This window comes from Chryseobacterium sp. MEBOG07 (genome assembly GCF_021869745.1).
GTDB classification, from domain to species: Bacteria; Bacteroidota; Bacteroidia; order Flavobacteriales; family Weeksellaceae; genus Chryseobacterium; species Chryseobacterium viscerum.
In genome coordinates this window covers 952,539-973,732 of the sequence record NZ_CP084579.1, presented here as the reverse complement: position 1 = coordinate 973,732, position 21,194 = coordinate 952,539, and the positions used below count along the sequence as shown (strand labels likewise).

At 36.8% G+C, this 21,194-nt stretch carries 20 protein-coding genes and 8 tRNA genes; 1 reads left to right on the top strand and 27 read right to left on the bottom strand.

Features of this window, described 5'->3' with window-relative positions; all coding sequences use genetic code 11:
• Nucleotides 1-9: 9 nt before the first annotated feature.
• The 13 genes from LF886_RS04490 to tuf form a co-directional block, all read right to left on the bottom strand.
• Nucleotides 10-1,149 carry a hypothetical protein gene (locus LF886_RS04490; RefSeq protein ID WP_236852894.1) on the bottom strand — a complete coding sequence of 380 codons (1,140 nt, stop codon included), beginning with the start codon at nucleotides 1,147-1,149 and terminating at the stop codon, nucleotides 10-12.
• Nucleotides 1,150-1,280: 131 nt separating this feature from the next.
• Nucleotides 1,281-1,781, bottom strand: coding sequence for a hypothetical protein (locus tag LF886_RS04485; protein WP_236852893.1), 501 nt, complete (start codon nucleotides 1,779-1,781; stop codon nucleotides 1,281-1,283).
• 272 nt (nucleotides 1,782-2,053) lie between these two features.
• Nucleotides 2,054-2,419 (bottom strand): 50S ribosomal protein L7/L12, encoded by a 366-nt coding sequence (gene rplL, locus LF886_RS04480; protein WP_007845452.1) that lies wholly within the window; start codon nucleotides 2,417-2,419, stop codon nucleotides 2,054-2,056.
• A 46-nt stretch (nucleotides 2,420-2,465) separates the two neighbouring features.
• Nucleotides 2,466-3,059, bottom strand: a complete 594-nt coding sequence (rplJ, locus tag LF886_RS04475) for a 50S ribosomal protein L10 (protein ID WP_236852892.1) — start codon at nucleotides 3,057-3,059, stop codon at nucleotides 2,466-2,468.
• A gap of 17 nt (nucleotides 3,060-3,076) precedes the next feature.
• Complete coding sequence (rplA, locus tag LF886_RS04470; protein WP_236852891.1) at nucleotides 3,077-3,769, bottom strand: 50S ribosomal protein L1; 693 nt, start codon at nucleotides 3,767-3,769, stop codon at nucleotides 3,077-3,079.
• An 11-nt stretch (nucleotides 3,770-3,780) separates the two neighbouring features.
• The gene (rplK, locus tag LF886_RS04465; RefSeq protein ID WP_103235446.1) at nucleotides 3,781-4,224 is read right to left on the bottom strand and encodes a 50S ribosomal protein L11; all 444 of its coding nucleotides are present in this window, start codon (nucleotides 4,222-4,224) and stop codon (nucleotides 3,781-3,783) included.
• Between the two features lie 269 nt (nucleotides 4,225-4,493).
• Nucleotides 4,494-5,162, bottom strand: a complete 669-nt coding sequence (locus LF886_RS04460; protein ID WP_236852890.1) for a hypothetical protein — start codon at nucleotides 5,160-5,162, stop codon at nucleotides 4,494-4,496.
• Between the two features lie 6 nt (nucleotides 5,163-5,168).
• Nucleotides 5,169-5,816, bottom strand: a complete 648-nt coding sequence (locus tag LF886_RS04455) for a hypothetical protein (protein WP_236852889.1) — start codon at nucleotides 5,814-5,816, stop codon at nucleotides 5,169-5,171.
• Between the two features lie 8 nt (nucleotides 5,817-5,824).
• Entirely contained in the window at nucleotides 5,825-6,445 is a 621-nt protein-coding gene (locus LF886_RS04450; RefSeq protein WP_236852888.1) for a hypothetical protein, read from the bottom strand.
• A gap of 540 nt (nucleotides 6,446-6,985) precedes the next feature.
• Nucleotides 6,986-7,528 carry a transcription termination/antitermination protein NusG gene (gene nusG / locus LF886_RS04445; RefSeq protein WP_103233341.1) on the bottom strand — a complete coding sequence of 181 codons (543 nt, stop codon included), beginning with the start codon at nucleotides 7,526-7,528 and terminating at the stop codon, nucleotides 6,986-6,988.
• A 20-nt stretch (nucleotides 7,529-7,548) separates the two neighbouring features.
• On the bottom strand, nucleotides 7,549-7,755 hold the full coding sequence (gene secE / locus LF886_RS04440) for a preprotein translocase subunit SecE (RefSeq protein WP_103233340.1): 207 nt from the start codon (nucleotides 7,753-7,755) through the stop codon (nucleotides 7,549-7,551).
• Between the two features lie 12 nt (nucleotides 7,756-7,767).
• A tRNA-Trp gene (locus LF886_RS04435) sits at nucleotides 7,768-7,838 on the bottom strand.
• A gap of 56 nt (nucleotides 7,839-7,894) precedes the next feature.
• Complete coding sequence (gene tuf, locus LF886_RS04430; protein WP_236852887.1) at nucleotides 7,895-9,106, bottom strand: elongation factor Tu; 1,212 nt, start codon at nucleotides 9,104-9,106, stop codon at nucleotides 7,895-7,897.
• Between the two features lie 321 nt (nucleotides 9,107-9,427).
• Between tuf and LF886_RS04425 the strand changes: the two genes are divergently transcribed.
• The gene (locus tag LF886_RS04425) at nucleotides 9,428-10,927 is read left to right on the top strand and encodes a DUF4394 domain-containing protein (protein ID WP_236852886.1); all 1,500 of its coding nucleotides are present in this window, start codon (nucleotides 9,428-9,430) and stop codon (nucleotides 10,925-10,927) included.
• Between the two features lie 91 nt (nucleotides 10,928-11,018).
• Here LF886_RS04425 and LF886_RS04420 read toward each other — a convergent pair whose 3' ends face one another.
• The 14 genes from LF886_RS04420 to LF886_RS04355 all read right to left on the bottom strand — a co-directional run bounded on the left by LF886_RS04420 (nucleotide 11,019) and on the right by LF886_RS04355 (nucleotide 21,190).
• Nucleotides 11,019-14,117: an efflux RND transporter permease subunit gene (locus LF886_RS04420; protein WP_236852885.1), complete on the bottom strand. Its 3,099-nt coding sequence runs from the start codon at nucleotides 14,115-14,117 to the stop codon at nucleotides 11,019-11,021.
• A gap of 69 nt (nucleotides 14,118-14,186) precedes the next feature.
• On the bottom strand, nucleotides 14,187-15,272 hold the full coding sequence (locus LF886_RS04415) for an efflux RND transporter periplasmic adaptor subunit (RefSeq protein ID WP_124534768.1): 1,086 nt from the start codon (nucleotides 15,270-15,272) through the stop codon (nucleotides 14,187-14,189).
• Nucleotides 15,273-15,276: 4 nt separating this feature from the next.
• Nucleotides 15,277-16,518: a TolC family protein gene (locus LF886_RS04410; RefSeq protein WP_236852884.1), complete on the bottom strand. Its 1,242-nt coding sequence runs from the start codon at nucleotides 16,516-16,518 to the stop codon at nucleotides 15,277-15,279.
• A 216-nt stretch (nucleotides 16,519-16,734) separates the two neighbouring features.
• The gene (locus LF886_RS04405; protein WP_236852883.1) at nucleotides 16,735-18,099 is read right to left on the bottom strand and encodes an ATP-binding protein; all 1,365 of its coding nucleotides are present in this window, start codon (nucleotides 18,097-18,099) and stop codon (nucleotides 16,735-16,737) included.
• Nucleotides 18,100-18,780, bottom strand: a complete 681-nt coding sequence (locus LF886_RS04400; protein WP_152290223.1) for a response regulator transcription factor — start codon at nucleotides 18,778-18,780, stop codon at nucleotides 18,100-18,102.
• Nucleotides 18,781-19,035: 255 nt separating this feature from the next.
• Nucleotides 19,036-19,107: transfer RNA gene (locus tag LF886_RS04395), tRNA-Thr, on the bottom strand.
• Nucleotides 19,108-19,147: 40 nt separating this feature from the next.
• Nucleotides 19,148-19,220 (bottom strand) — tRNA-Gly (locus tag LF886_RS04390).
• An 87-nt stretch (nucleotides 19,221-19,307) separates the two neighbouring features.
• Nucleotides 19,308-19,388 (bottom strand) — tRNA-Tyr (locus tag LF886_RS04385).
• Nucleotides 19,389-19,409: 21 nt separating this feature from the next.
• A tRNA-Thr gene (locus LF886_RS04380) sits at nucleotides 19,410-19,483 on the bottom strand.
• An 88-nt stretch (nucleotides 19,484-19,571) separates the two neighbouring features.
• Nucleotides 19,572-19,644, bottom strand: a tRNA-Gly gene (locus LF886_RS04375).
• Nucleotides 19,645-19,732: 88 nt separating this feature from the next.
• Nucleotides 19,733-19,813 (bottom strand) — tRNA-Tyr (locus tag LF886_RS04370).
• A gap of 21 nt (nucleotides 19,814-19,834) precedes the next feature.
• A tRNA-Thr gene (locus LF886_RS04365) sits at nucleotides 19,835-19,908 on the bottom strand.
• Between the two features lie 107 nt (nucleotides 19,909-20,015).
• Entirely contained in the window at nucleotides 20,016-20,306 is a 291-nt protein-coding gene (locus LF886_RS04360; protein ID WP_236852882.1) for an HPF/RaiA family ribosome-associated protein, read from the bottom strand.
• The gene (locus LF886_RS04355; protein WP_236852881.1) at nucleotides 20,303-21,190 is read right to left on the bottom strand and encodes a tyrosine-type recombinase/integrase; all 888 of its coding nucleotides are present in this window, start codon (nucleotides 21,188-21,190) and stop codon (nucleotides 20,303-20,305) included. The genes LF886_RS04360 and LF886_RS04355 overlap by 4 nt, the downstream gene beginning before the upstream one ends.
• Nucleotides 21,191-21,194: the final 4 nt, after the last annotated feature.

Below are 21,194 nucleotides of genomic sequence, written 5' to 3'. Positions count from 1 at the left end.
GTTTTTTGATTAATTAGTGTAAAGCGCTTTCCAGTTGGTTCCATTACAGCCCTCGTGTACTTTTGCAGTCGTATTATATCGGATCGCTCCTTCCTCAGCACCACTACATGCTGCATCAACACCAGAAGCAATTCCTTTCATCTGAATAGCGGCTCCTGTAGATGTGGCTGCAGTAGGGACCATATTGATTCCTAATATAGTATCTGTCCCATTACTTTTATTGAAGAAAACATGCGATTTATTGGCATAAACCATTTGCCCGGCAGCTGCCTGACCTGAAAACCCTATCACCAGAGCTTCTGTACCAGCGGCAGTATTTGCCGAACCGATAGCAATATTATTCAATGATGTTGTATTTCCACTTCCTATGGTAATTCCTCCACTGTTTATATTACTGTTCCCAACCGTTAAACCCGTTAAACCCGTTACTGTATTTAAGTTACCAAAGACTAAATTATTCGGGCCGGTAGCACTATTCGTATTCCCTATGACTTTAGCACCATTGTTAGCGGTATTTCCTAGTCCAATAGCTACTGCAGGAAAGTTTCCCTGCGCAGAGACAGCGTTATCTTTTCCTAAAGCCACATTTGAAGAAGTGCTGTTGGTTAATGTATTATTTGATCCCCAGGTAAATGAAGCATAAGGACCTGTTGCAGAATTAGAATTCCCTCCTTGTAACGTTCCATTAATATCCAGTATTCCTTTCACATTTTTCTGAGTGGCCAAAACCAAATTCTGACCATCATTTGTTCCTAAGTAATTTCCAGTACCAATATTTGCTCCCAAAGCAGCTGTTGTTGCTGTTGTTCCGGCATTCCCTACCGTACGCCAGCTCCCGCTTAAGCTTCCCCATTTGGCACCATCAAAATAATAATATCCAGGTGAGACCACATCAGCAGTCTGCCCGGTAGGTGCAGCTTCAGCTACAGTAACATATACGATTGCTCCTGTTTGAGCGGTAGTATAGTTTTTGGCTTTCAACTCTACTCCTGTAAGTCTTGGAGCAATCACGCCATCAAGTTTACTTGTATTAGAAGGTGATCCCACTATATCAAAGGTTGCCTGAGGCTGAGGGGTATTAATCCCTACCTGAGCGACTATGGGCAAACCAGATGTTAAAAGAGCTAAGGTTAATAATTTGTTTTTCATTGTTAATGGTATTTGCTGTTTTTATGTATATGCGTTTTTTATTAAAAGGACAATTCTCTGGCTTTCTCATTTAAATAATAAATGAATTGCCGGATGATTCGCTAAAGAGTAGTAAACATTATGAGAACTATTTAAGATACAAGAGCATGGGCTGATTTGTCGGGGATTTTAATGAGAAATTTAAAACCATCAATAAGTTTAAAAGAATTCATAAAGAACTCTTTGATTTCTTTGAATGCCGGAAGAGTATCTTCTTTGTTGATTGAATAGAGATCTCCCCATTTGTTCCAAGCTGCAACAAATTTTATATCTCTAAGGAATATGATTTGAATATGGTTATCATTAAAAGAAAGAAAGTTGTATTGTGAAGGGATACTATAGAATCTATTGGCTTGTTTTTGATCAACAGACCGTTCATTTACTTCTATAAGATTTCTCCCTTCTGCAGACCATTGATGAACTGAAGCACTTGCTAAGCATTGTTGTAGATAACTATTTATATCTGTGCGATATGGTAATTCAGGCTTACTCATAGCTACAGATATAAACTTAGCGTTTAGTTTTCCTACAGCCGCCATTAGCAACAGAATTGCTATCTTATGGCCACAGGAAAGAAAATAATTTCTATCCAATTATGTTGTGTTTTTTTCGATACAAATATAATATTTTTTCAATCAAAACAATAATTTATTAAATAAAAATCAATTAAAATAAACGAATAACAAAATACAGATAAAATATACTGGTAATTTTTATCAAATAACCAATCATAATAAAATATCACCCAACAGGAAATAACAATATTCAAATACTATTATATATTAAAAGTCATATTTACAGCGTGTTACAACAAAAAAAGCCCGGGCTAATGCCCGGGCTTCTATATTTAGAATAAAATTGAAAATTATTTCAATTCTACTTCAGCACCAGCTTCTTCTAATTGCTTCTTAAGAGCTTCAGCTTCGTCTTTAGAGATACCAGTTTTGATTGGAGCAGGAGCACCATCTACGATATCTTTAGCTTCTTTAAGACCAGCACCAGTTAAATCTTTTACTAATTTAACGATAGCTAATTTAGAAGCACCTGCAGACTTAAGAATTACGTCGAATTCAGTTTTTTCTTCAGCAGCTTCTCCACCACCTGCAGCAACTACTACAGCAGCAGCAGCTGGCTCAATTCCGTACTCATCCTTAAGGATAGTAGCTAATTCGTTTACGTCTTTTACTGTTAAGTTTACTAGCGTTTCAGCTAAATTTTTTAAATCTGACATTGTTGTAATGTTTTTGTTGATTATTTATTTAATTTTTTGAGAGTAATTATTCAGCACTTGGAGTTTCTTCCGTGCTTTCTGCAGCAGGAGCTTCTGGAGCCGCCTCAGCAGGAGTTTCTTCAACAGCAGGAGCAGCTTCTTCAGCTTTAGCTTCTACAGTTTCAGATTTGTTTTGAAGAGCAGAAACAACTCTTTGAATTGGAGATTGAAGTAATCCAATGATTTCTCCGATCATTTCTTCTCTAGACTTGATGTTAGCAAGTGCAGTTAAGTTTTCGTCTCCAACATAGAAAGTTTCCTGAAGGTAAGCAGACTTTAAAGCTGGCTTATCTTCTTTCTTTCTGAACCCTTGGATTAATTTTGCTGGACCGTTTGCAGTCTCAGAAATCATTAATGCAGAGTTTCCTTTAAAAGTCTGGAACATTTCAGAGTAATCTACTCCTTCAATTTGTTCCATTGCTTTTTGCAAAAGTGTATTTTTTACAACTTTTACTTTGATATTTTGCTTGAAAGCCTGTCTTCTGAATTCTGAAGACTTAGCAGCGTTCAAACCGTCTAGATCCGCTACGTATACTACTTTTGCATCCTGAAGCAAGTCTTTGATCTCTTGTATTGCTACAACTTTTTGGTCTTTTGTCATTGTCTTAAGGATTTATATTAGTTAACAGATTTAGTATCAATTGCAATACCAGGGCTCATTGTAGAAGACAAATAAATGCTTTTTACATAAGTACCTTTAGCAGCAGTTGGCTTCATTTTGATCAATGTAGAGATCAATTCCTGCGCGTTTTCTTTGATTTTAGCAGCATCGAAAGATACTTTACCAATACCAGCGTGGATGATACCATACTTGTCTACTTTGAAATCAATTTTACCTGCTTTCACTTCAGTTACTGCTTTACCAATTTCCATTGTTACAGTTCCTGATTTAGGGTTAGGCATTAGACCTCTTGGACCTAATACTCTACCTAATGGACCTAATTTACCCATTACAGCTGGCATAGTAACGATAACGTCAACATCTGTCCAACCTTCTTTGATTTTTTGTAAATATTCGTCAAGACCTACATAGTCAGCACCAGCAGCTTTAGCTTCTGCTTCTTTATCTGGAGTTACAAGAGCTAATACCTTAACATCTTTACCAGTACCGTGAGGAAGAGATACTACACCTCTTACCATTTGGTTTGCTTTTCTAGGGTCTACACCTAATCTTACAGCGATATCTACAGAAGCATCAAAATTTGTAGTGTTCACCTCTTTTACAAGAGCTGAACCTTCTTCAAGGTTATAGATTCTTCCTTTTTCTACTTTACTTAAAGCTTCCTTTTGCTTTTTTGTCAATTTTGCCATTTCTTTAGGTTTTAAGCGTTAGTTGGTTTAGTTCCTGTTACTTTTAATCCCATAGATCTAGCAGTACCTGCAACCATAGAAAGAGCAGAGTCCAGTGTAAAGCAGTTAAGATCTGCCATTTTATCTTCAGCGATCTTTTTCACTTGATCCCAAGATACAGAACCTACTTTGTTTCTGTTTGGTTCACCAGAACCACCCTTGATTTTAGCCGCATCCATTAACTGGATTGCTGCAGGAGGAGTTTTAATTACGAATTCAAAAGATTTGTCTTCGTACACTGTAATTACTACAGGTAAAACTTGTCCTGGCTTATCTTGGGTTCTTCCGTTAAATTGCTTACAAAACTCCATGATGTTCACACCTGCAGAACCCAATGCTGGACCTACTGGTGGAGAAGGGTTAGCTGCGCCACCTTTCACCTGAAGCTTTACCATTTTAAAGACTTTCTTAGCCATTGTTTGTTTTTTAAATTTGAATAATTAATGAGTTTGGAAGCATTTATTATTCAGCAGGTTATCCTACTCACTTATGATAAACCTACTTTTTGGACTGCAAAAGTATAAAATATTTTTGAAATAGCAAACGGAAATTGCTGATTTTTAAAAAGTTTAAGAAAAAAAAACCTGAAGTACAGCAATCCATTTCTATAATATTGTAAAGTAGACATAAAACAAAAACGGTCATTTAAATTAAATGACCGTTTTTTATATAAAGAAAGTATTTTTTAAAAACCAGATGGTTTATTAATCGTTTGTGTAGAACCATCAGTTCCACCAAGATCAGCATTGATATCGCTGATATTCTGTTTTTCAATCAATCTTCTATACGCCATCAGATAAAGGTCAACAGTAAAGTTGTTATATGTTCTTGATGGAGTGGCTGAAGACACTGAGAGAAGTCTGCTGTCTGTAAACCTTGCTCTGATATGCCATGTTCCGTTACTTTTAAAAGCAACAACATCCGGAGATCCCTGTTTGTTATCATTCACACCATTGTCTCCATAATCAAGCATAACATTTGTAGTTCCATCGTTTAGTTTGAATGAGTAGTTATGAAGTATAACCAGAAAATTGGTTGCATCAATCTTGGTATCATAGTCTGTGATTCCTGCTCCAGATACTCCTGTAAGGGTAAGCTTAAGATAATTAAATAATCCGCTGCTTTCCAAAGTAGGATCATACAACTGTAAGCCATTTTGCGAAGTTGCTAAAAAGCTTCCTCCCGTCATGGTAGGCTCTCCCGGATTTCTTAAATATAAAGAATTTGTATATGTTTTTCCGTTAACGTCAAGTGTTTCTGTAGGGGTAGCTGTATTGATCCCTACTTTTCCTTTCTGGGCATTCAAAAATAGCCCAAGGCACATGATTATTGTGATATAAATTTTTCTTTTCATAGTTTTTTATTGAAGCCCTACAGGCGTATTAGTTGATACTCCCGAATAACCAGGTGATGCTGATGCAGAAACTGAACCGTTGAAGGTTCCCCAGTCTTTCACTAGTGATTTTTCAAAAACATTCAGCGTAAGGGTCCATGTTCCGTTTTGGGAAGAAACGGTTCCGGCACCTTTAAAAGCTAAATTAATGGCATGGTAATTTTTACCTCCACTCGCAACCTGAGTAATTTCTGTGGCATAAGAACCATATGATTTGGGATTTGTTGTCGTGTTTGCTGCCGACACCGCTCCTGTAAAAACAGCACCTGTAATTGCTACTACATATTTATTAACATCTAATCCTGTATTGAGATTCACAACTTCATCTTGTCTTACATTGGTCAATACAACATTATACATATTTACAGGGGCTACATTACGGAGCGAGATATCCAGCAGCTTCACCTTACCTACCGGTGAAGTATCTTTAGAACGAGTAAGGAGAAGATAATTTCCGCTTGCCTTCGTGTTTTCAGTATCTATTAAATAGGACTCTACCAATGTTTCTCCTCCAACATCAAGAGTTCCTTGAGGTGTTTTAGTATTAATTCCTACTTGAGCGTTTATGCTTAAAGCAGCAAAACCCGCAAAGAGTATCGCAATAATTTTTTTCATATCGTATTTTATTGAATTAATGGAGCTGCTGCAGCACCTGTAGTTGAAGCATTAAGATTTTGTGTAGAATTAAAATCTTTGGCATATGATCTGTCAAATACCAATAAATTCAGTGTCCAGACTCCCGTCGGGAAAGAGTTATCAGGAGCAAATCCTTGATAATCTGCCTTAAGCTTCCATGTTCCACCTGACGAATATGCAAAGATCTGAGGCATTGGAGTAACCCAGTCCGCAGTAAAAGTTCTTGTAGGTTGTGTAAATCCAAAAGATGAAATAACCACCAAAAATTTAGTAGAATTAATCATGGTGTCAAACTGATTTACCCAATCTTTATCAGAAGGATCACAGGTAATTTTGAACTGAATAAGGTTAATGGGTGCCGGTGAATTGGGTACAAAAGAGTCATTGTACGCTGTAATTTTATTTTCTGGAGCAGGAGATTTGATAATGAAAGTGTAATTCTCATCCGCTTTCAGTTTTTCCATCGGCTGCTTGAAAACAACTCCGGATGTCTTCATTGTTCCATTTACAGTAAGTTCCTTCTCTGGTGTTGTAGTATTGATACCAACCTGCGCGCTAGTGAGCATAGATGTACCCACCAAAATGATCATCGAAATAATTTTTGTCATTGGGTTATGTGTTTATATAAGCTTGTGTTTTGAATAGCTAATTCAGGTTTTCTATGCTTTTGGCAAAAACATGCAATATTCATACACTTATAAACATTGTAGAAATAAAAAACATAAAATTTATGGATTAGTTAACACCTTGTTTGCAAGAAGTATGCCATCTAAAAGTGAATTAAGCAAAAAGGAAAGGGCTTTGGAATAAAAAAATAACATATAATCCCTAAAGGGTGAAAATTAATCTAAAGCAAAGTATACTATAGAAGTAGTCAACAGAAGAATATATTTTAAACTACAAAAAAATAATCGTCAGAAAGTTTATATGCATCTGCTCTATAGACAAAATCGAAATCTATTTTTAGTATTTCCGCAAAGTTTTACAGTAGGAGGATTTTATCCATTGGAAAAATTTAAAGCTAAAATCTGTTTCTATGAATTGATTCACACCTCATCCAGCGATTAATCATTATGTGTGATGAACTCATGTATAAAAACAAAAAAGACCGCTTAATAGCAGTCTTTTATATTTTATATAAGTAATTGTTATACTTTTTCTACTTGCATATAGCTAAGCTCCATTGGAGTTTTTCTACCGAAGATCAATACAGAAACTTCAATTTTCTTTTTGTCTTCAAGAATTTTCTCAACTGTACCATTGAATCCGTTGAAAGGTCCATCGATTACTTTAACGTTTTCACCTACTACATAAGGAATTTCAATATCGCTTGCAAATTCTGAAAGTTCATCCATTCTTCCAAGCATTCTGTTTACCTCTGATTTTCTCATTGGAACAGGATCTCCTCCTTTTGTTAAACTTAAGAAAGAAATAACCCCAGGAATGTTCTTGATAGCGTGAGGAATCTCTCCCATCAGATCAGCTTCAATCATCAAGTATCCAGGATAGTAAGGTCTTTCTTTAGGAACTTTTTTACCGTTTCTAATTTGGATTACCTTTTCCATAGGAATAACCACTTGAGTAACGTACTGCTCAAACCCTAGACGTTTGATTTCTGTCTCAATATAGTTTTTCACTTTATTTTCCTGTCCGCTGATTGCTTTCAGCACATACCATTTCAATTCGCTCATTATGGGAAAATACTTAATTATTAATTGAACAAGTTGATTAGCATTCCTATTATGTTGCTGACTGCTTTTGAAAACAATTCATCAACTCCAAAGGTAAATAATGCCAGAATCACTGTCGCAATAGTCACCACGATTGTAGAAGACTGAAGGTCAGCCCATTTTGGCCATTCAACCTTATGTCTGAATTCGTTATAAGAACCTTTTAAAAAATCGACAAATGAACTCATAATTTATATTTGCACGGGCACAAGGATTCGAACCCTGATCAACGGTTTTGGAGACCGGTATCCTACCATTGGACGATGCCCGTAGATTAAAAGCTCCGTAAAGAAATTCCTTACGGAAGCTTTTTATATTTTAAGATGATTAGTCTAAGATTTCAGTAACCTGACCTGAACCAACTGTTCTACCTCCTTCTCTGATCGCAAATCTAAGACCTACGTTAAGAGCGATTGGCTGTAACAATTCTACAGTGATCTCTAAGTTATCACCAGGCATTACCATTTCTACACCTTCTGGTAAGAAGATCTCACCTGTAACGTCAGTAGTTCTTACATAGAACTGAGGACGGTACTTGTTGTGGAATGGAGTGTGACGTCCACCTTCTTCCTTAGAAAGGATATAAACAGAAGCTTTGAATTTTTTGTGTGGCTTAACTGAATCTTTCTTAGCGATAACCATACCTCTCTTGATGTCAGTTTTTTCAATACCTCTCAACAATAGACCTACGTTATCTCCAGCTTCACCTCTATCTAGGATCTTTCTGAACATCTCAACTCCTGTAATAGTAGAAGTTAATTTTTCGTCACCCATACCTACGATATCAACTGGATCACCAGTGTTGATAACACCAGCCTCGATTCTACCAGTTGCTACAGTACCTCTACCTGTAATAGAGAATACATCTTCAATAGGCATCAAGAATGGCTTATCCATATCTCTTGTTGGTTGCTCGATCCAAGTATCAACAGCATCCATTAATTCTTCTACACTTTTGAACCATTTATCTTCTGTGTTAACAGGAGATGAAGTAGCTGCAGTAAGTGCACCTAGTGCAGAACCTTGAATTACTGGAGAGTTATCTCCGTCAAAATCATAAGTAGACAATAAGTCTCTAAGTTCCATTTCAACTAGCTCTAATAATTCAGCATCGTCTACCATGTCAACTTTGTTCATGAAAACAACAATTCTAGGTACGTTTACCTGACGGCAAAGTAAGATATGTTCTCTTGTTTGAGGCATTGGTCCATCAGTTGCAGCACATACTACGATTGCTCCATCCATCTGAGCAGCACCAGTTACCATGTTCTTAACATAGTCGGCGTGACCTGGACAGTCAACGTGAGCATAGTGTCTATTTTCAGTTTCGTACTCAATGTGAGCAGTATTGATAGTGATACCTCTTTCTTTTTCTTCTGGAGCAGAGTCAATAGCAGAGAAATCTTTCTTCTCAGCAAGACCTTTGCTAGCTAACACAGCACTAATTGCTGCAGTAAGTGTTGTTTTACCATGGTCAACGTGACCAATAGTACCAATGTTCAAGTGTGGTTTGTTACGATTAAACGTTTCCTTTGCCATGATTTAAATTATTTATTTATTGTTTTTCAAATTTTCAGTGTGCAAATATAATGAATTTTTAAATACCAAAAACTTTTTATTAAAAAAACTTTCAATATTCTCATCCACTGAAGGACAAACCTTACATTTCCACGTATTGAGAATGCAAATTTACACAAATTTCTTAATTGAAAAAATCCTTAGAAACGTTTTATTAAAAATATAAACTATCTTACTAATTATGAATACAATATACAGGTAAAAAAATCCTGAAAATAAGTCTGCCCGTAAAACCATTTCTATTTTTTTCTCGTACATACAAAAACAACTAAAATTAATATTATGAGAAAACTATTACACATCTACTTCGCCCTGTTTGCCATTGCAACTTTGTTTTCGTGTGACAATTCGGATGAAAATTATATGTCGGAAAATACCCCTCAAGGTCCGGATCTTATGGTATACGGAATAACAGCAATGAATGAGCTTGTTTATTTTAATTCCAATAATCCAAAGACTTTCACCTCAAAAACTGCGGTAACAGGTGTTACATCAGGAGAAAAATTGTTAAGTATAGATTTCAGACCTGCAACAGGAGAACTATATGCATTATCAAGTGCCAGTAAATTATACATCATCAATACTTCCAATGCTTCAGCAAGAGCCGTAAGCTCCACAGCATTTGCTCCTTTGATTTCAGGGACCATAGCTTCTATTGATTTCAATCCTACCGTTGACAGAATTCGCCTAGTGAGTAATACCGGACAAAATCTGCGTTTACATCCGGAAACCGGAGCTATTGCCGCCACTGATATTACTATTAACGGTACCGGAAGTCCTTCAATAACAGGCTTAGCTTACACAAATAGTAAAGCAGGTGCTACTGCGACTGTTTTATATGATATTGATCCGGCTTTAGGAAAATTATACAAACAAGATCCTCCCAACAATGGAACTTTAGTGGAGGTGGGAAGTTTGGGAACCACTTTTACCGGACAGGCTGCTTTTGATATTAAATTTGATAACAGTACTGCTCTATTGGCTCTCAGTGATAAATTGCATGTTCTGGATCTGAATAATGGAAAAACAACGTATGTAGGTTCTCTTCAGCAGGCCGTCATTGATCTTGCCATTCCTACAGAACCGGTAGCGTATGCCATTGACAATTCTAATAATCTCCAAATTTTCAATCCAAACAGTCCGATGCCTGTTTCTAAGACAGTGGCAGGATTACAAAGTGGTGAGAATATTTTAGGGATAGATTTCCGCCCTGTAAACGGACAATTGTATGCATTGGGAAGTTCAAGCAGAATTTACACCATCAATTTGGGTACAGGTGCCGCTACGGCTGTGGGTACTACTCCTCTTGCTACTTTACTTTCCGGAACAGATTTCGGCTTCGATTTCAATCCTACTGTGGATAGAATAAGAGTAGTAAGCAATACAGGGCAGAATCTTCGCTTAAATCCTAACGACGGAACAATTGCCGCTGTAGATCTTGCATTAAATCCGGGAAGCCCTATGATAAGCGCTGCAGCTTATACGAATAATTTTGCAGGAAGCACGGCTACTACTCTATTTGTCATTGATCATAATACGGATAAATTATACCAGCAGAACCCACCTAATAATGGAACTTTAGTAGAGACGGGTTCTTTAGGAATTAACATTACAAGCGCTAATGGTTTTGATATTGGAAGCATGAGCCAAAAAGCCTATTTAATGGCGTCGGTAGGTTCATCTACAAAAATTTACTCTATCAATACAACAACAGGAGCTGCAACTTCAGTATCCGATTATCCGAATGCTGTAAAAGCTTTTACAGTGGGATTAGGATTTTAAACTTCGACTCATCCTTTTTTTATTTCAATAAATGCAGAAGCGCGGAAAACTTTGTTTTCCGCGCTTCTTACTAATATAAATGAAAGATAATTTAAATATGACTGAGCTTCTTCGTCCTGTTGAATATCCAGAAGATAATCGGAAAAATAAGCAGTGTAAGAACTGTTGCTGTAATAAGTCCTCCAATAATTACAATAGCCAAAGGTTTTTGAGATTCCGATCCAATACCCGTAGATAAAGCTGCCGGCATCAATCCGATAGATGCCATAAGTGCTGTCATAATTACTGGTCTGGTTCTGGATTTCACTCCGTTTAATATCGCTGAGTCTATATCCATGCCGTCTTTAACGTTCTGATGGAACTCCGTGATAAGGATGACACCGTTCTGGATACAAATTCCCAAAAGGGCAATCATTCCTACTCCGGCAGAGATTCCAAAATTGATTCCGGTAACATGCAGTGCAATAATTCCACCGATTAAAGCAAAAGGTACGTTGGCCAATACCAAAAGGGAATCCTTCATATTTCCAAACAGAATAAACAGCAGGAAGAAAATCATCAGAATACTCACCGGTACCACCTGCGTCAGCCTGTGTGATGCACGTTGCTGGTTTTCAAACTGCCCGGTCCATCCTACGGAATACCCATCAGGAAATTCAATAGTATCCACTTTTTTCTGGGCATCGGCAATAGTACTTCCTAAATCTCTATCACGAATGGAGAATTTAACTCCAATATATCTTTTGATATTATCTCTATAAATAAATGCAGCCCCGTTATCTTTAACGATAGTACTGATTTCTTTTAAAGGAATCTTTGCCCCATCCTGTGTAGGAACCATCAACGCTGCAATGTCATTTTCATTGGTTCTGTATTCCTGAGAATATCGCAGACGGATTGGGAACTTTCTTTCACCATCGAACATTTCTGAAGCGGTTTTTCCTCCAAAAGCCATTTCCAATACAGCTTGTGCATCCGCCGGCATTACTCCATAAGCAGCCATTTTATCTCTATCCAATACAACACTTACTTCCGGCTGTCCTATATTTTTAATAATTCCCGGATCTTTTACCCCTTGTACATCTTTAATTTTTAACACCACTTCATTGGCTAATTTATCCAGGGTTTCCAGGTTATCACCATAAATTTTGATTCCGTTTTCGGCTTTAAAACCAGCTACGGCTTCTGCTACGTTATCGGAAATCGGCTGGGAATAGTTGAACGTAATTCCCTGATAACTTCTGAGCTTTTTGTCAATTTCATTAATCAATTCATCGTAGGTGATCTTACGTTTCCATTCTTCTCTTGGCTTAAGATTAACAGCAAACTGTACAAATCCGAATCCATTGGGATCTGTTCCATCGTTACTTCTCCCCGTCTGTGCAAGAACATCTGTCACTTCTGAAAAACTCATAATGTCTTTCTTTAAAAGATCTGCTGTTTTCAATGATTCTTTCAATGAAGAACTCATTGGCATTTCAGCAGTGATCCAAAGTGAACCTTCGTTGAGTTGCGGCAAGAATTCTGTTCCTAAAAATTTACCGGAAAACAAAGTGACTACCAGAAACGAGATCGCAACGATCATACTCGTTTTTTTATGCTTAAATGTTAAATTAAAGCCTTTCAAAACGATTCTGTCCCAAAAATTAACAAACGGATTATTCTTTTCTCTTACATTTTTATTTAAAAGGAGATGAGAAAGAACAGGAACCAGTGTTAATGTAAATATCAATGCTCCTATCAATGCAAATCCCAACGTAAACGCTAAAGGTGAGAACATTTTCCCTTCCACTTTCTGGAATGAGAAGATGGGAATAAGAGAGGTAATGATAATCAATTTTGAAAAGAAGATTGCTTTTCCTAATCCGGTTCCGGTCTGCTTGATCCAGCCCCCCTTTGCGAGTTTATTAAATTTCTCCATGCCATACCGTTTGGCTTTATGATCCAGCATTACGAAGAGTCCTTCTACCATGACGACGGCTCCGTCAATGATAATCCCAAAGTCTACTGCTCCTAATGAAAGAAGGTTGGCACTCATCCCGGCCAGTTTTAAACATAAAAATGCGAATAGTAAGGATAGAGGAATAATGATGGAAACAATTAATGTTGTTCTCCAGTCGGCCATAAAGATCAAAACAATTACCGTTACCAGTACAATTCCTTCAATAAGATTATGCATTACAGTATGGGTCGTAAAATCCATCAGGTTATCACGGTCATAAAACGTAACCATTTTCACATCTTTTGGGAGAACCTTTTCATTGAGCTCTTTAATTTTAGCTTTCACACCCACCAAAACTTCTCTTGGATTTTCTCCTTTTCTCATTACCACGATTCCTTCTACCGTATCATCGTGATTATTCAGAGCCGCCTGTCCTACTCTAGGCATAGAACTTTCATGAACCTCTGCTACATTTTTTACCAAAACAGGATTTCCGCTATCATTTTGAATGGTAATATTTCCGATGTCGGCAATCGATTTTACCAAACCAATTCCTCTTACAACATAAGCCTGCCCATTTTTCTCAATAACATCACCCCCTACATTCAGATTACTCTTGGTAACGGCATCATATACCTGAAGCGGTGTCAGGTTGTATTTATCCAATGCACGTGGATCGATACTCAGTTCGAACACTTTATCCTGTCCTCCGAAAACGTTAATATCCGCTACGCCGGGCACTCCTCTTAAAGCACGGTCTATCACCCAATTTTGCAGCGTAAGCAGACTACGGGAATCTTTTGTTTTACTTTCCAGTGTATATCTGAAAATCTCACCGGTTGGCCCGTAGGGCGGCTGTACTTCCGGATCTACCTCATCAGGAAGGCTAATGGTTCTTAACTGGTTATTGACCTGATTTCTGGCAAAAGTATCGTCCACCCCATCGTCAAACAGAATTTTAACAATGGAAAGTCCAAACATCGTGGTACTTCTCACACTTGTTTTCTTCTGAACCGGGCTCATCGCCAATTCAATGGGGGTAGTAACAAAACGTTCTACTTCTTCTGCACTACGCCCATTCCACTGGGTAATGATTACAATCTGGGTATTGGTAACATCCGGAAAAGCTTCAATAGGCATATTTTTGAAACTTATAAAACCGGAGATCGCTAAAATCGCCACCCAGATAAAGGTAAATGCTTTATTTTTTAATGAAAAAGCGATTATATTTTTTATGAATTTATTCATGATAGATAAATTGATGACCTAAAAAAGCCGTTGAAAGAAAATACAAATATTCTTAATGGTTTAATAAGACTAGCTGTTCAGTGAACGGTATATCAGCAGCTGATTGTTGGTAATCACTTCTTCTCCTTCTTTCAGTCCATCTGCAACATAGGTAACATCTCCTACCTGCTTTAATACTTTAATTTCTCTGATTTTCACATCTGTTCTGGATTTGAAAATAACGACAAAGCTTTTATTGTCATCAAAAATGACAGCCTTTGATGGTAAAGTAAGCATCGTACTGCTTTCTAAGCTGGATACTTTTATCGTAGCTTTACTATCCGGAATCAGAAGCCCGTTGGCGTTGTCCAGCACTACTCTTGCCTGCATGGCATTGGTCTGCGGATCAATAATTTTGAATATTTTATCGATTTTTCCGTCAAAAAATTTATCCGGATAAGAAAGGGTAGATACCTGCGCTTTCATTCCAAGGCTGATCTTATCAATATCAGATTCATTGACGTTCATGATGGCCCATACATTGGTTGTATTGGCAACATCAAAGATATTATCACTTCTGTCACTTCTCAGCTGCATATCCTTATTGATACTTTTCTGAACAATATAACCGCTGATAGGTGCTACTACACTATATATATTTCCGCTTTTCACATTATAGACCGTACTTATTGCTGCTGTTCTCTGCATTTGGTCTTCGGCTTTTTGCAATTGGCTTTTAGCTTCCAGGACATCTCTTTCTGTATTAAGTTTTCCTTCATACAATTCCTTGGCAACACGAAGGTTATTTTTAGCCACTACCATATCGGTTTTAGCATCACTTACATCTTTTTGAATTTCTGCAAGCTCGGTACTTCGGATCGTTGCCAGCACCTGCCCTTTTTTCACATAATCTCCAAGCTCTACATTTACACTCATCACGTTTCCTCCTACCAACGGATAAACATCTATATAACTGTTTTTATCTGCAGAGATCTTTCCGTAAAAGCTATACTGATCTTCTATATTCTTCTTTTCAACTTTTGCCAGAGAAATAGAACTCAACATGGTATTACTAAGCTCAAATCCTTTTTTAGCCTGATTGGGTTTTTCTTCCTCTTTTTTTGAACAGGCCAATAATGAGAGGGCTATCAATACGGGGATAATATATGTTTTCATGATTTTAATAGAAGATTTTCGTTTGTACTAGTTGATTAAGCTGTTCTGCCGACTGCATGATTTCATTTTTCATATCATAGATCTGAAGGGCTGCTTCCCTATAGCTGTCCATGAAGTCTGTAAATTCTATCAGGTTGACATTTCCTTTTCTGAAATTGGTCAACATTCCGTTGTATACAAGATCCATATTCTGGAGATCTGTCGTTTTGATATCCAGAAGCTGATCATACTGATTCTTCCAGGTTTTATAGGCAGACTGAATTTTAGTTTGTAGCGTGAGTTTCTGGAAGTCTGCATTTTTCTGGTTCTGCTGAATAGCATAGTTTGCTTTTTCCACATTCCCCTGATTTGATTTCCATAAAGGCAAAGGGATTCCTAGAGTCAGGTTGGCTTCATTATTAAATGTTCCTCCTGCCTGATCCCATGCAGCACCTACTGTCACATCAGGTACATTCAATGATTTCTGCCATTGTGCATAAAGCTTACTGTTATCAATAAGTTTCAGGTTATATCGGTAATCTGCATTATTTTCCAATGCTTTGCCTTTAAGCTCTTCTTCATCACCGAAGGGTTGTGCCGCCAATGCTTCTTTAGCTTCAGCATCAGACATTGCAGGCTCTATATCTTCTGAAATTCCCGTTAAAACTTTTAAATTCTGTTCAAAATCAAGAATGTTTTTATTGATCTCCAGTTTATCATGATTCAATTGGATCACAATACTCTGAAGTCTGACAGCATCTTTAAGGGAAACGTTTCCTTTTGCCGACTGTACACGATAGGCATTTAAGAGGTCATTCATATACCCTAGCTGCTTATTGGTGTTCTCAAGTTTTAGTTTTTCGTAATAAAGATTAAAATACGCAGAACGAAGCTGAGATCTTAAATCGGCAAGCAATTGGGAAAACTGAAGCTGCGCCAATTCTTTATTGGATTTGGCAAAAGCAATTTCATTTTTCTTTTTCCCACCCATATAGATCAACTGTGTAATTCCTGCTCCTTTTGAATGTCCTACATCAAAAACCTTTTTGTCCTGAGGGTTGTAAGCATTAAACTGCCCGCTCAATTGGGGCAATTCCCAGATTTTAGCCTGCAGAATATCTGCATCAGCCATATTGATGTTGTATTGTTCGGCGAGCAGTTGTAAGTTGTTCTTCTGAAAAGCTTCTTCGCAATCCAAAAGAGACATCTGCTGTTGTGCCGCCATGAATGAGGAAATGGTGAGGCACAGCACTGCAATTCTGTTCATTATTTTTCTTTTTAAAATACAAAATTGCTTTGATGCGATTAAAAGAAACTTAAATGAGGCTTAAAAAATATTAAAATCGGCATGAATAGACCATTTACAAGAAATCTGAAAGAATAAAAAAGTATTTTATTCTCTTATTGTTGAATTTTTAGTTAAAAATTTAATCCATAGTTTAACAAAAAAGCAACTTTTTTTTAAGACCAATTGTTTTTATACTTATTTTTTGAAAAATAATGTGAATTTATTAATGTAATCTTCAGGAGAAGAGTATATGATATCAGCATCGTGGTATTCCAGGATTCTTTTAACGATTCTAAGACCTAAACCTGATCCTGATATATTTTGAGCATTGTTTCCTCTTGTGAAAGCTTCAAACAGTTTCATCTGTTCTCCTTCAGAAATCGTATTTCCGTGAGAAATAACTTCTATAGAAAGATTATCGTTTGTTTCGGTAATCAAGACATTCACTTCTGTATTGTCTGAATATACCGCTGCATTTTTAAAAAGATTAATAAAAACAATCACCAGCAGTGACTGAATCCCTTTTATGGTCAGAAAAGCATTTTCAGAACTATCTTCATTAATCAGGAAATCCATCTTAAGTTGCGGGTAACTTTTCTCGACGGCTTCAAAGGCCTCAAAAATGACTTCATCAATCCTTACCTCTTCATAGATACTCTGGATATTTTCTTTATCGAATTTCGTAAGCAGCAAGAGAGAATTCGTCAGATCTGACAACTGGTATACATCCCGCTGAATCTGCTGCAAGGCGGATAAAGTTTCTGGAGAATGTTGCTCAAATTTAATAAGGTTTTCCAACTGAAATGCCATTCTTGTAATGGGTGTTCTGATCTCATGTGAAGCACTGGCTGTAAAGTCCTTTTGCGACTGAAATACATCATCCAGTCTTCCGATCATCGTATTAAAAGATTTTGCAAGGACACTCACTTCATCATTGGACTGCTGAACAGGAATCTGCGTCGTCAGTTTATGGGCCGTAACTTCAGAAATTTCCTTATTCAGGTCTTCCAACGGACGAAGGAATTTTTCCACAAAATAATAACTAAAAAACCCAATAAGCATTGTACTCATTACATATGCTGTGATCAAAAGATATTTAAGATATCCCAGCTTTGATTTTCCATTAGTATCAAAGGCACTGGTAAGAATATAATAGTTTTCACCATTGATATTTCTAAGTGCAGCATAGATCTCCGGAATTGTTTTCTCTGTGTAAATAATCTTCTTTCTATCCAGCTCTTTAAGCATCGCGCTGTCCCAGGTTACATTCCGGTCCTTGATTGTACTATAGATCAGTTCTTTTTTTTCATTGAAAATTAAAATCTTTTCATTCAGAAGGATATTATCTGAGTTCTCATTGAAAAAAACAGGAGCTTCTTCTTCAAAGTCTTTGGATTTTGAAATGAAATGGGAAGTAAATTCAAGTCTCTGCCTGAATCTTTCTTTAAACTCATCTCTTCTAAAATCATTAAAAGATAAATAAATGACCGCCATCACCATTCCAAAGAGTAATGAAAAGGCGATACTGATCGTTAAAGCTATCTTTCTTTTTAAAGACATTTATAATGGACTTAGGTAATATCCGAAACCGGATCGGGTATGAATCAATTTTACTTTGAAATCTTTATCAATCTTTTTCCTTAAGAAATTGATATAAACTTCCACTGTGTTCGTATTTGTATTAAAATTGTGCTCCCATACATGTTCTGTGATCTGCTGTTTGGAAACCGTTCTCCCTTGCGCTTCGGCAAGATAGACCAGCAGTTGAAATTCTTTCAGCGTAAGTGTTATTTCATTTCCTCCCCGATAGACCTTTTGCTCAGTTTTATTGATAATAAGGTCATCTATCCTCAGAATATCCTGATCCGAATTATCTGAAGGTGCTTTTCGTCTCAACAAAGAATTTATTCTTAAAAGAAGTTCTTCAAACTGAAAAGGTTTTACCAGATAATCATCAGCCAGCCTGTTAAAGGCATCTTTTTTATCAGAGATATCTCCATAAGCAGAAATGATAATAATGGGCGTATTCTTATCGAAAGAACGAATCGTCTGGCAGACATCAAGTCCATTTATTTTGGGAACATTGATATCCAATAAATACAGATCATACGTATTATTTTTTATCTGGCGGAGAAAAGTTTCTCCGTCATAGATCTTATCACAGCTAAAATTATTTGATTCTAAAAATCTGCAAAGCTCTGCAGAAAGAATGAGATCATCTTCTAATAAAAGAATATTCATCAAAAATTTATTTTACACGAATTTAACGAAAATTTTATGATTGTGATTCTAAAGATGAAGTAAAAGTTTTAGGACCTATCTCTATTTAATATTGAAGAGAGATTAGGTAAAAAAATTATGGAGCAATCGGTCATGATTTTATCTAAGCAGATGTTTAGCTATAAAATGGCTTTACGAATAAAATCATTTTCCTTTTCTTTTCTAAAATAAAATTTGGGTAAAAAAAAAATCCCGAAGAAATTCGGGAAAATTGAGAGCCAACTACGGGACTTGAACCCGTGACCTCTTCCTTACCAAGGAAGCACTCTACCGCTGAGCTAAGTCGGCATCAAATAAAAAAATCACACTGAGTAGCGTGATTTTTTTGAGCGGAAGACGGGGGTCGAACCCGCGACATTCAGCTTGGAAGGCTGACGCTCTACCAACTGAGCTACTTCCGCAATTTTGTTTCCAAAACTATTGGTAAACGCTGTGCAAAAGTAAGAAAACTTCTTTGATTTTGCAAGTTTTTTTTATAATATAAAAAGTGGGGAGAGCAGGATTCGAACCTGCGAAGCCGAAGCAACTGAGTTACAGTCAGTCCCATTTAGCCACTCTGGAATCTCCCCAAATGTGTTATATTAAAATTGAGCCTCCAGAGGGATTCGAACCCACGACCCCGAGATTACAAATCACGTGCTCTGGCCAACTGAGCTATGGAGGCATTTTAATAAAAGACTGAAAGTGATAGAGAGACTCTACTCTACACGTTTCAGTGTTAAAAAAAATCACTTTAAAAAGATGATTTTTTGAGCGGAAGACGGGGGTCGAACCCGCGACATTCAGCTTGGAAGGCTGACGCTCTACCAACTGAGCTACTTCCGCAATTTTGTTTCCAAAACCATTGGTAAACGCTGTGCAAAACTAAGAAAACTTATTTAATCTTGCAAGTTTTTTTTATAAAAATATAAAGTGGGGAGAGCAGGATTCGAACCTGCGAAGCCGAAGCAACTGAGTTACAGTCAGTCCCATTTAGCCACTCTGGAATCTCCCCAAATGTGTTATATTAAAATTGAGCCTCCAGAGGGATTCGAACCCACGACCCCGAGATTACAAATCACGTGCTCTGGCCAACTGAGCTATGGAGGCAAATATAAAAAGAATTCAAAAGATCGCTGTTCCTTTTTTGCGAGTGCAAATATAGAACGGATTTTTTGAATTCTCAAATATTTTATAAACTTTTTTTGACTTTTTTTTTAAGCCATTTCTTTCTTCTTGATTAAGAGCTTTTTAGCAGTATCAACACAAAGGTCCATACTTTCTTCAAAACTCGCTGTTGTCTTTTTTACTACGATATCGTCACCCGGAACCGCCAAAATAATCTCAGCAGTTTTATTCGCTTTATCCGCGTTATTTTCTACTTTTAAGAATACCTTACACTCATGAATCTTGTCATAGAAGGTACCTAATTTGCTTACTTTTTTTTCGATGTGTGATTCTAGTGGTTCGTGTGGAGTTAAACCAATTGATTGTACTGAAATCTTCATAATTCTTCTTTTTTTGATGCTCGAGGGTGAGCCTGATTAAACACTTTTTTCAATTGTTCAATATTAGCATTCGTATAAACTTGAGTACTGGCAAGACTGGAATGCCCTAATATTTTTTTCACTTTGGAGATCTCCGCCCCATTATCCAATACGTGAGTAGCAAAGCTATGACGAAGGATGTGAGGACTTCTTTTTTCTTTCGTTGTTATAAGACTAAGGTACTTATTAACTACCACATAAACAAATTTTTCGCTGAGTTTTTTCCCTTTCTTATTTACAAAAAAATACGATTGATATTCTGTCTGTGGTTTTCTTACTTCCATATAGCTTTTAAGAAGCTCAGACAATTCATTGGAAATGGGAACTACCCTTTCTTTATTCCCTTTCCCTATTACTTTTAATTCATTTTCGTATAAGTCAACATTCTCAAATATCAGGCCACAAAGTTCGGCTTTACGCATCCCTGTTTGGTAAAGTACCTCCATAATGCATTTTTCAAGAACATTATGTACCTGTTCGAAGATTCTTTCATTAAGATCCTTCATTTCTTCTTCAGACATAGGGATCTGTTTTTCAGCGTAAAACTTCAGGGAAGAGATTCCTTCTGTAGGAGAAACTTTAATTTCCCCTATTTTCAAAAGAAATAGATAAAAACTACGAAGAGAGGATAACTTCCTATTGATACTTCTTTTGGAAATATTGTTTTCACTCAATTCAACAATAAAATTTCTTATAATTTTCTTGTCTGCTTTGGCTAAATTGTCGGAAGATTCTGTTCGGAGACAGAAATGAGAAAAGTCTGCAAGGTCTTTTTTGTAGCTTGTAATGGTATGAGGAGAATATCTTTTCTCAAATTGTAAGTAGTCTATAAATTTATCCAACATGAGC

Coding starts and splice junctions, on each gene's coding strand:
- rplK (WP_103235446.1), bottom strand. CDS start 4,224: ATGGCTAAGAAAGTCTTTAAAATGGTAAAGCTTCAGGTGAAAGGTGGC.
- LF886_RS04400 (WP_152290223.1), bottom strand. CDS start 18,780: ATGAATATTCTTTTATTAGAAGATGATCTCATTCTTTCTGCAGAGCTT.
- LF886_RS04360 (WP_236852882.1), bottom strand. CDS start 20,306: ATGAAGATTTCAGTACAATCAATTGGTTTAACTCCACACGAACCACTA.
- LF886_RS04450 (WP_236852888.1), bottom strand. CDS start 6,445: ATGACAAAAATTATTTCGATGATCATTTTGGTGGGTACATCTATGCTC.
- secE (WP_103233340.1), bottom strand. CDS start 7,755: ATGAGTTCATTTGTCGATTTTTTAAAAGGTTCTTATAACGAATTCAGA.
- LF886_RS04415 (WP_124534768.1), bottom strand. CDS start 15,272: ATGAAAACATATATTATCCCCGTATTGATAGCCCTCTCATTATTGGCC.
- LF886_RS04405 (WP_236852883.1), bottom strand. CDS start 18,099: ATGTCTTTAAAAAGAAAGATAGCTTTAACGATCAGTATCGCCTTTTCA.
- LF886_RS04455 (WP_236852889.1), bottom strand. CDS start 5,816: ATGAAAAAAATTATTGCGATACTCTTTGCGGGTTTTGCTGCTTTAAGC.
- LF886_RS04460 (WP_236852890.1), bottom strand. CDS start 5,162: ATGAAAAGAAAAATTTATATCACAATAATCATGTGCCTTGGGCTATTT.
- LF886_RS04420 (WP_236852885.1), bottom strand. CDS start 14,117: ATGAATAAATTCATAAAAAATATAATCGCTTTTTCATTAAAAAATAAA.
- rplJ (WP_236852892.1), bottom strand. CDS start 3,059: ATGACAAAAGACCAAAAAGTTGTAGCAATACAAGAGATCAAAGACTTG.
- rplA (WP_236852891.1), bottom strand. CDS start 3,769: ATGGCAAAATTGACAAAAAAGCAAAAGGAAGCTTTAAGTAAAGTAGAA.
- nusG (WP_103233341.1), bottom strand. CDS start 7,528: ATGAGCGAATTGAAATGGTATGTGCTGAAAGCAATCAGCGGACAGGAA.
- LF886_RS04410 (WP_236852884.1), bottom strand. CDS start 16,518: ATGAACAGAATTGCAGTGCTGTGCCTCACCATTTCCTCATTCATGGCG.
- LF886_RS04355 (WP_236852881.1), bottom strand. CDS start 21,190: ATGTTGGATAAATTTATAGACTACTTACAATTTGAGAAAAGATATTCT.
- rplL (WP_007845452.1), bottom strand. CDS start 2,419: ATGTCAGATTTAAAAAATTTAGCTGAAACGCTAGTAAACTTAACAGTA.
- tuf (WP_236852887.1), bottom strand. CDS start 9,106: ATGGCAAAGGAAACGTTTAATCGTAACAAACCACACTTGAACATTGGT.
- LF886_RS04425 (WP_236852886.1), top strand. CDS start 9,428: ATGAGAAAACTATTACACATCTACTTCGCCCTGTTTGCCATTGCAACT.
- LF886_RS04490 (WP_236852894.1), bottom strand. CDS start 1,149: ATGAAAAACAAATTATTAACCTTAGCTCTTTTAACATCTGGTTTGCCC.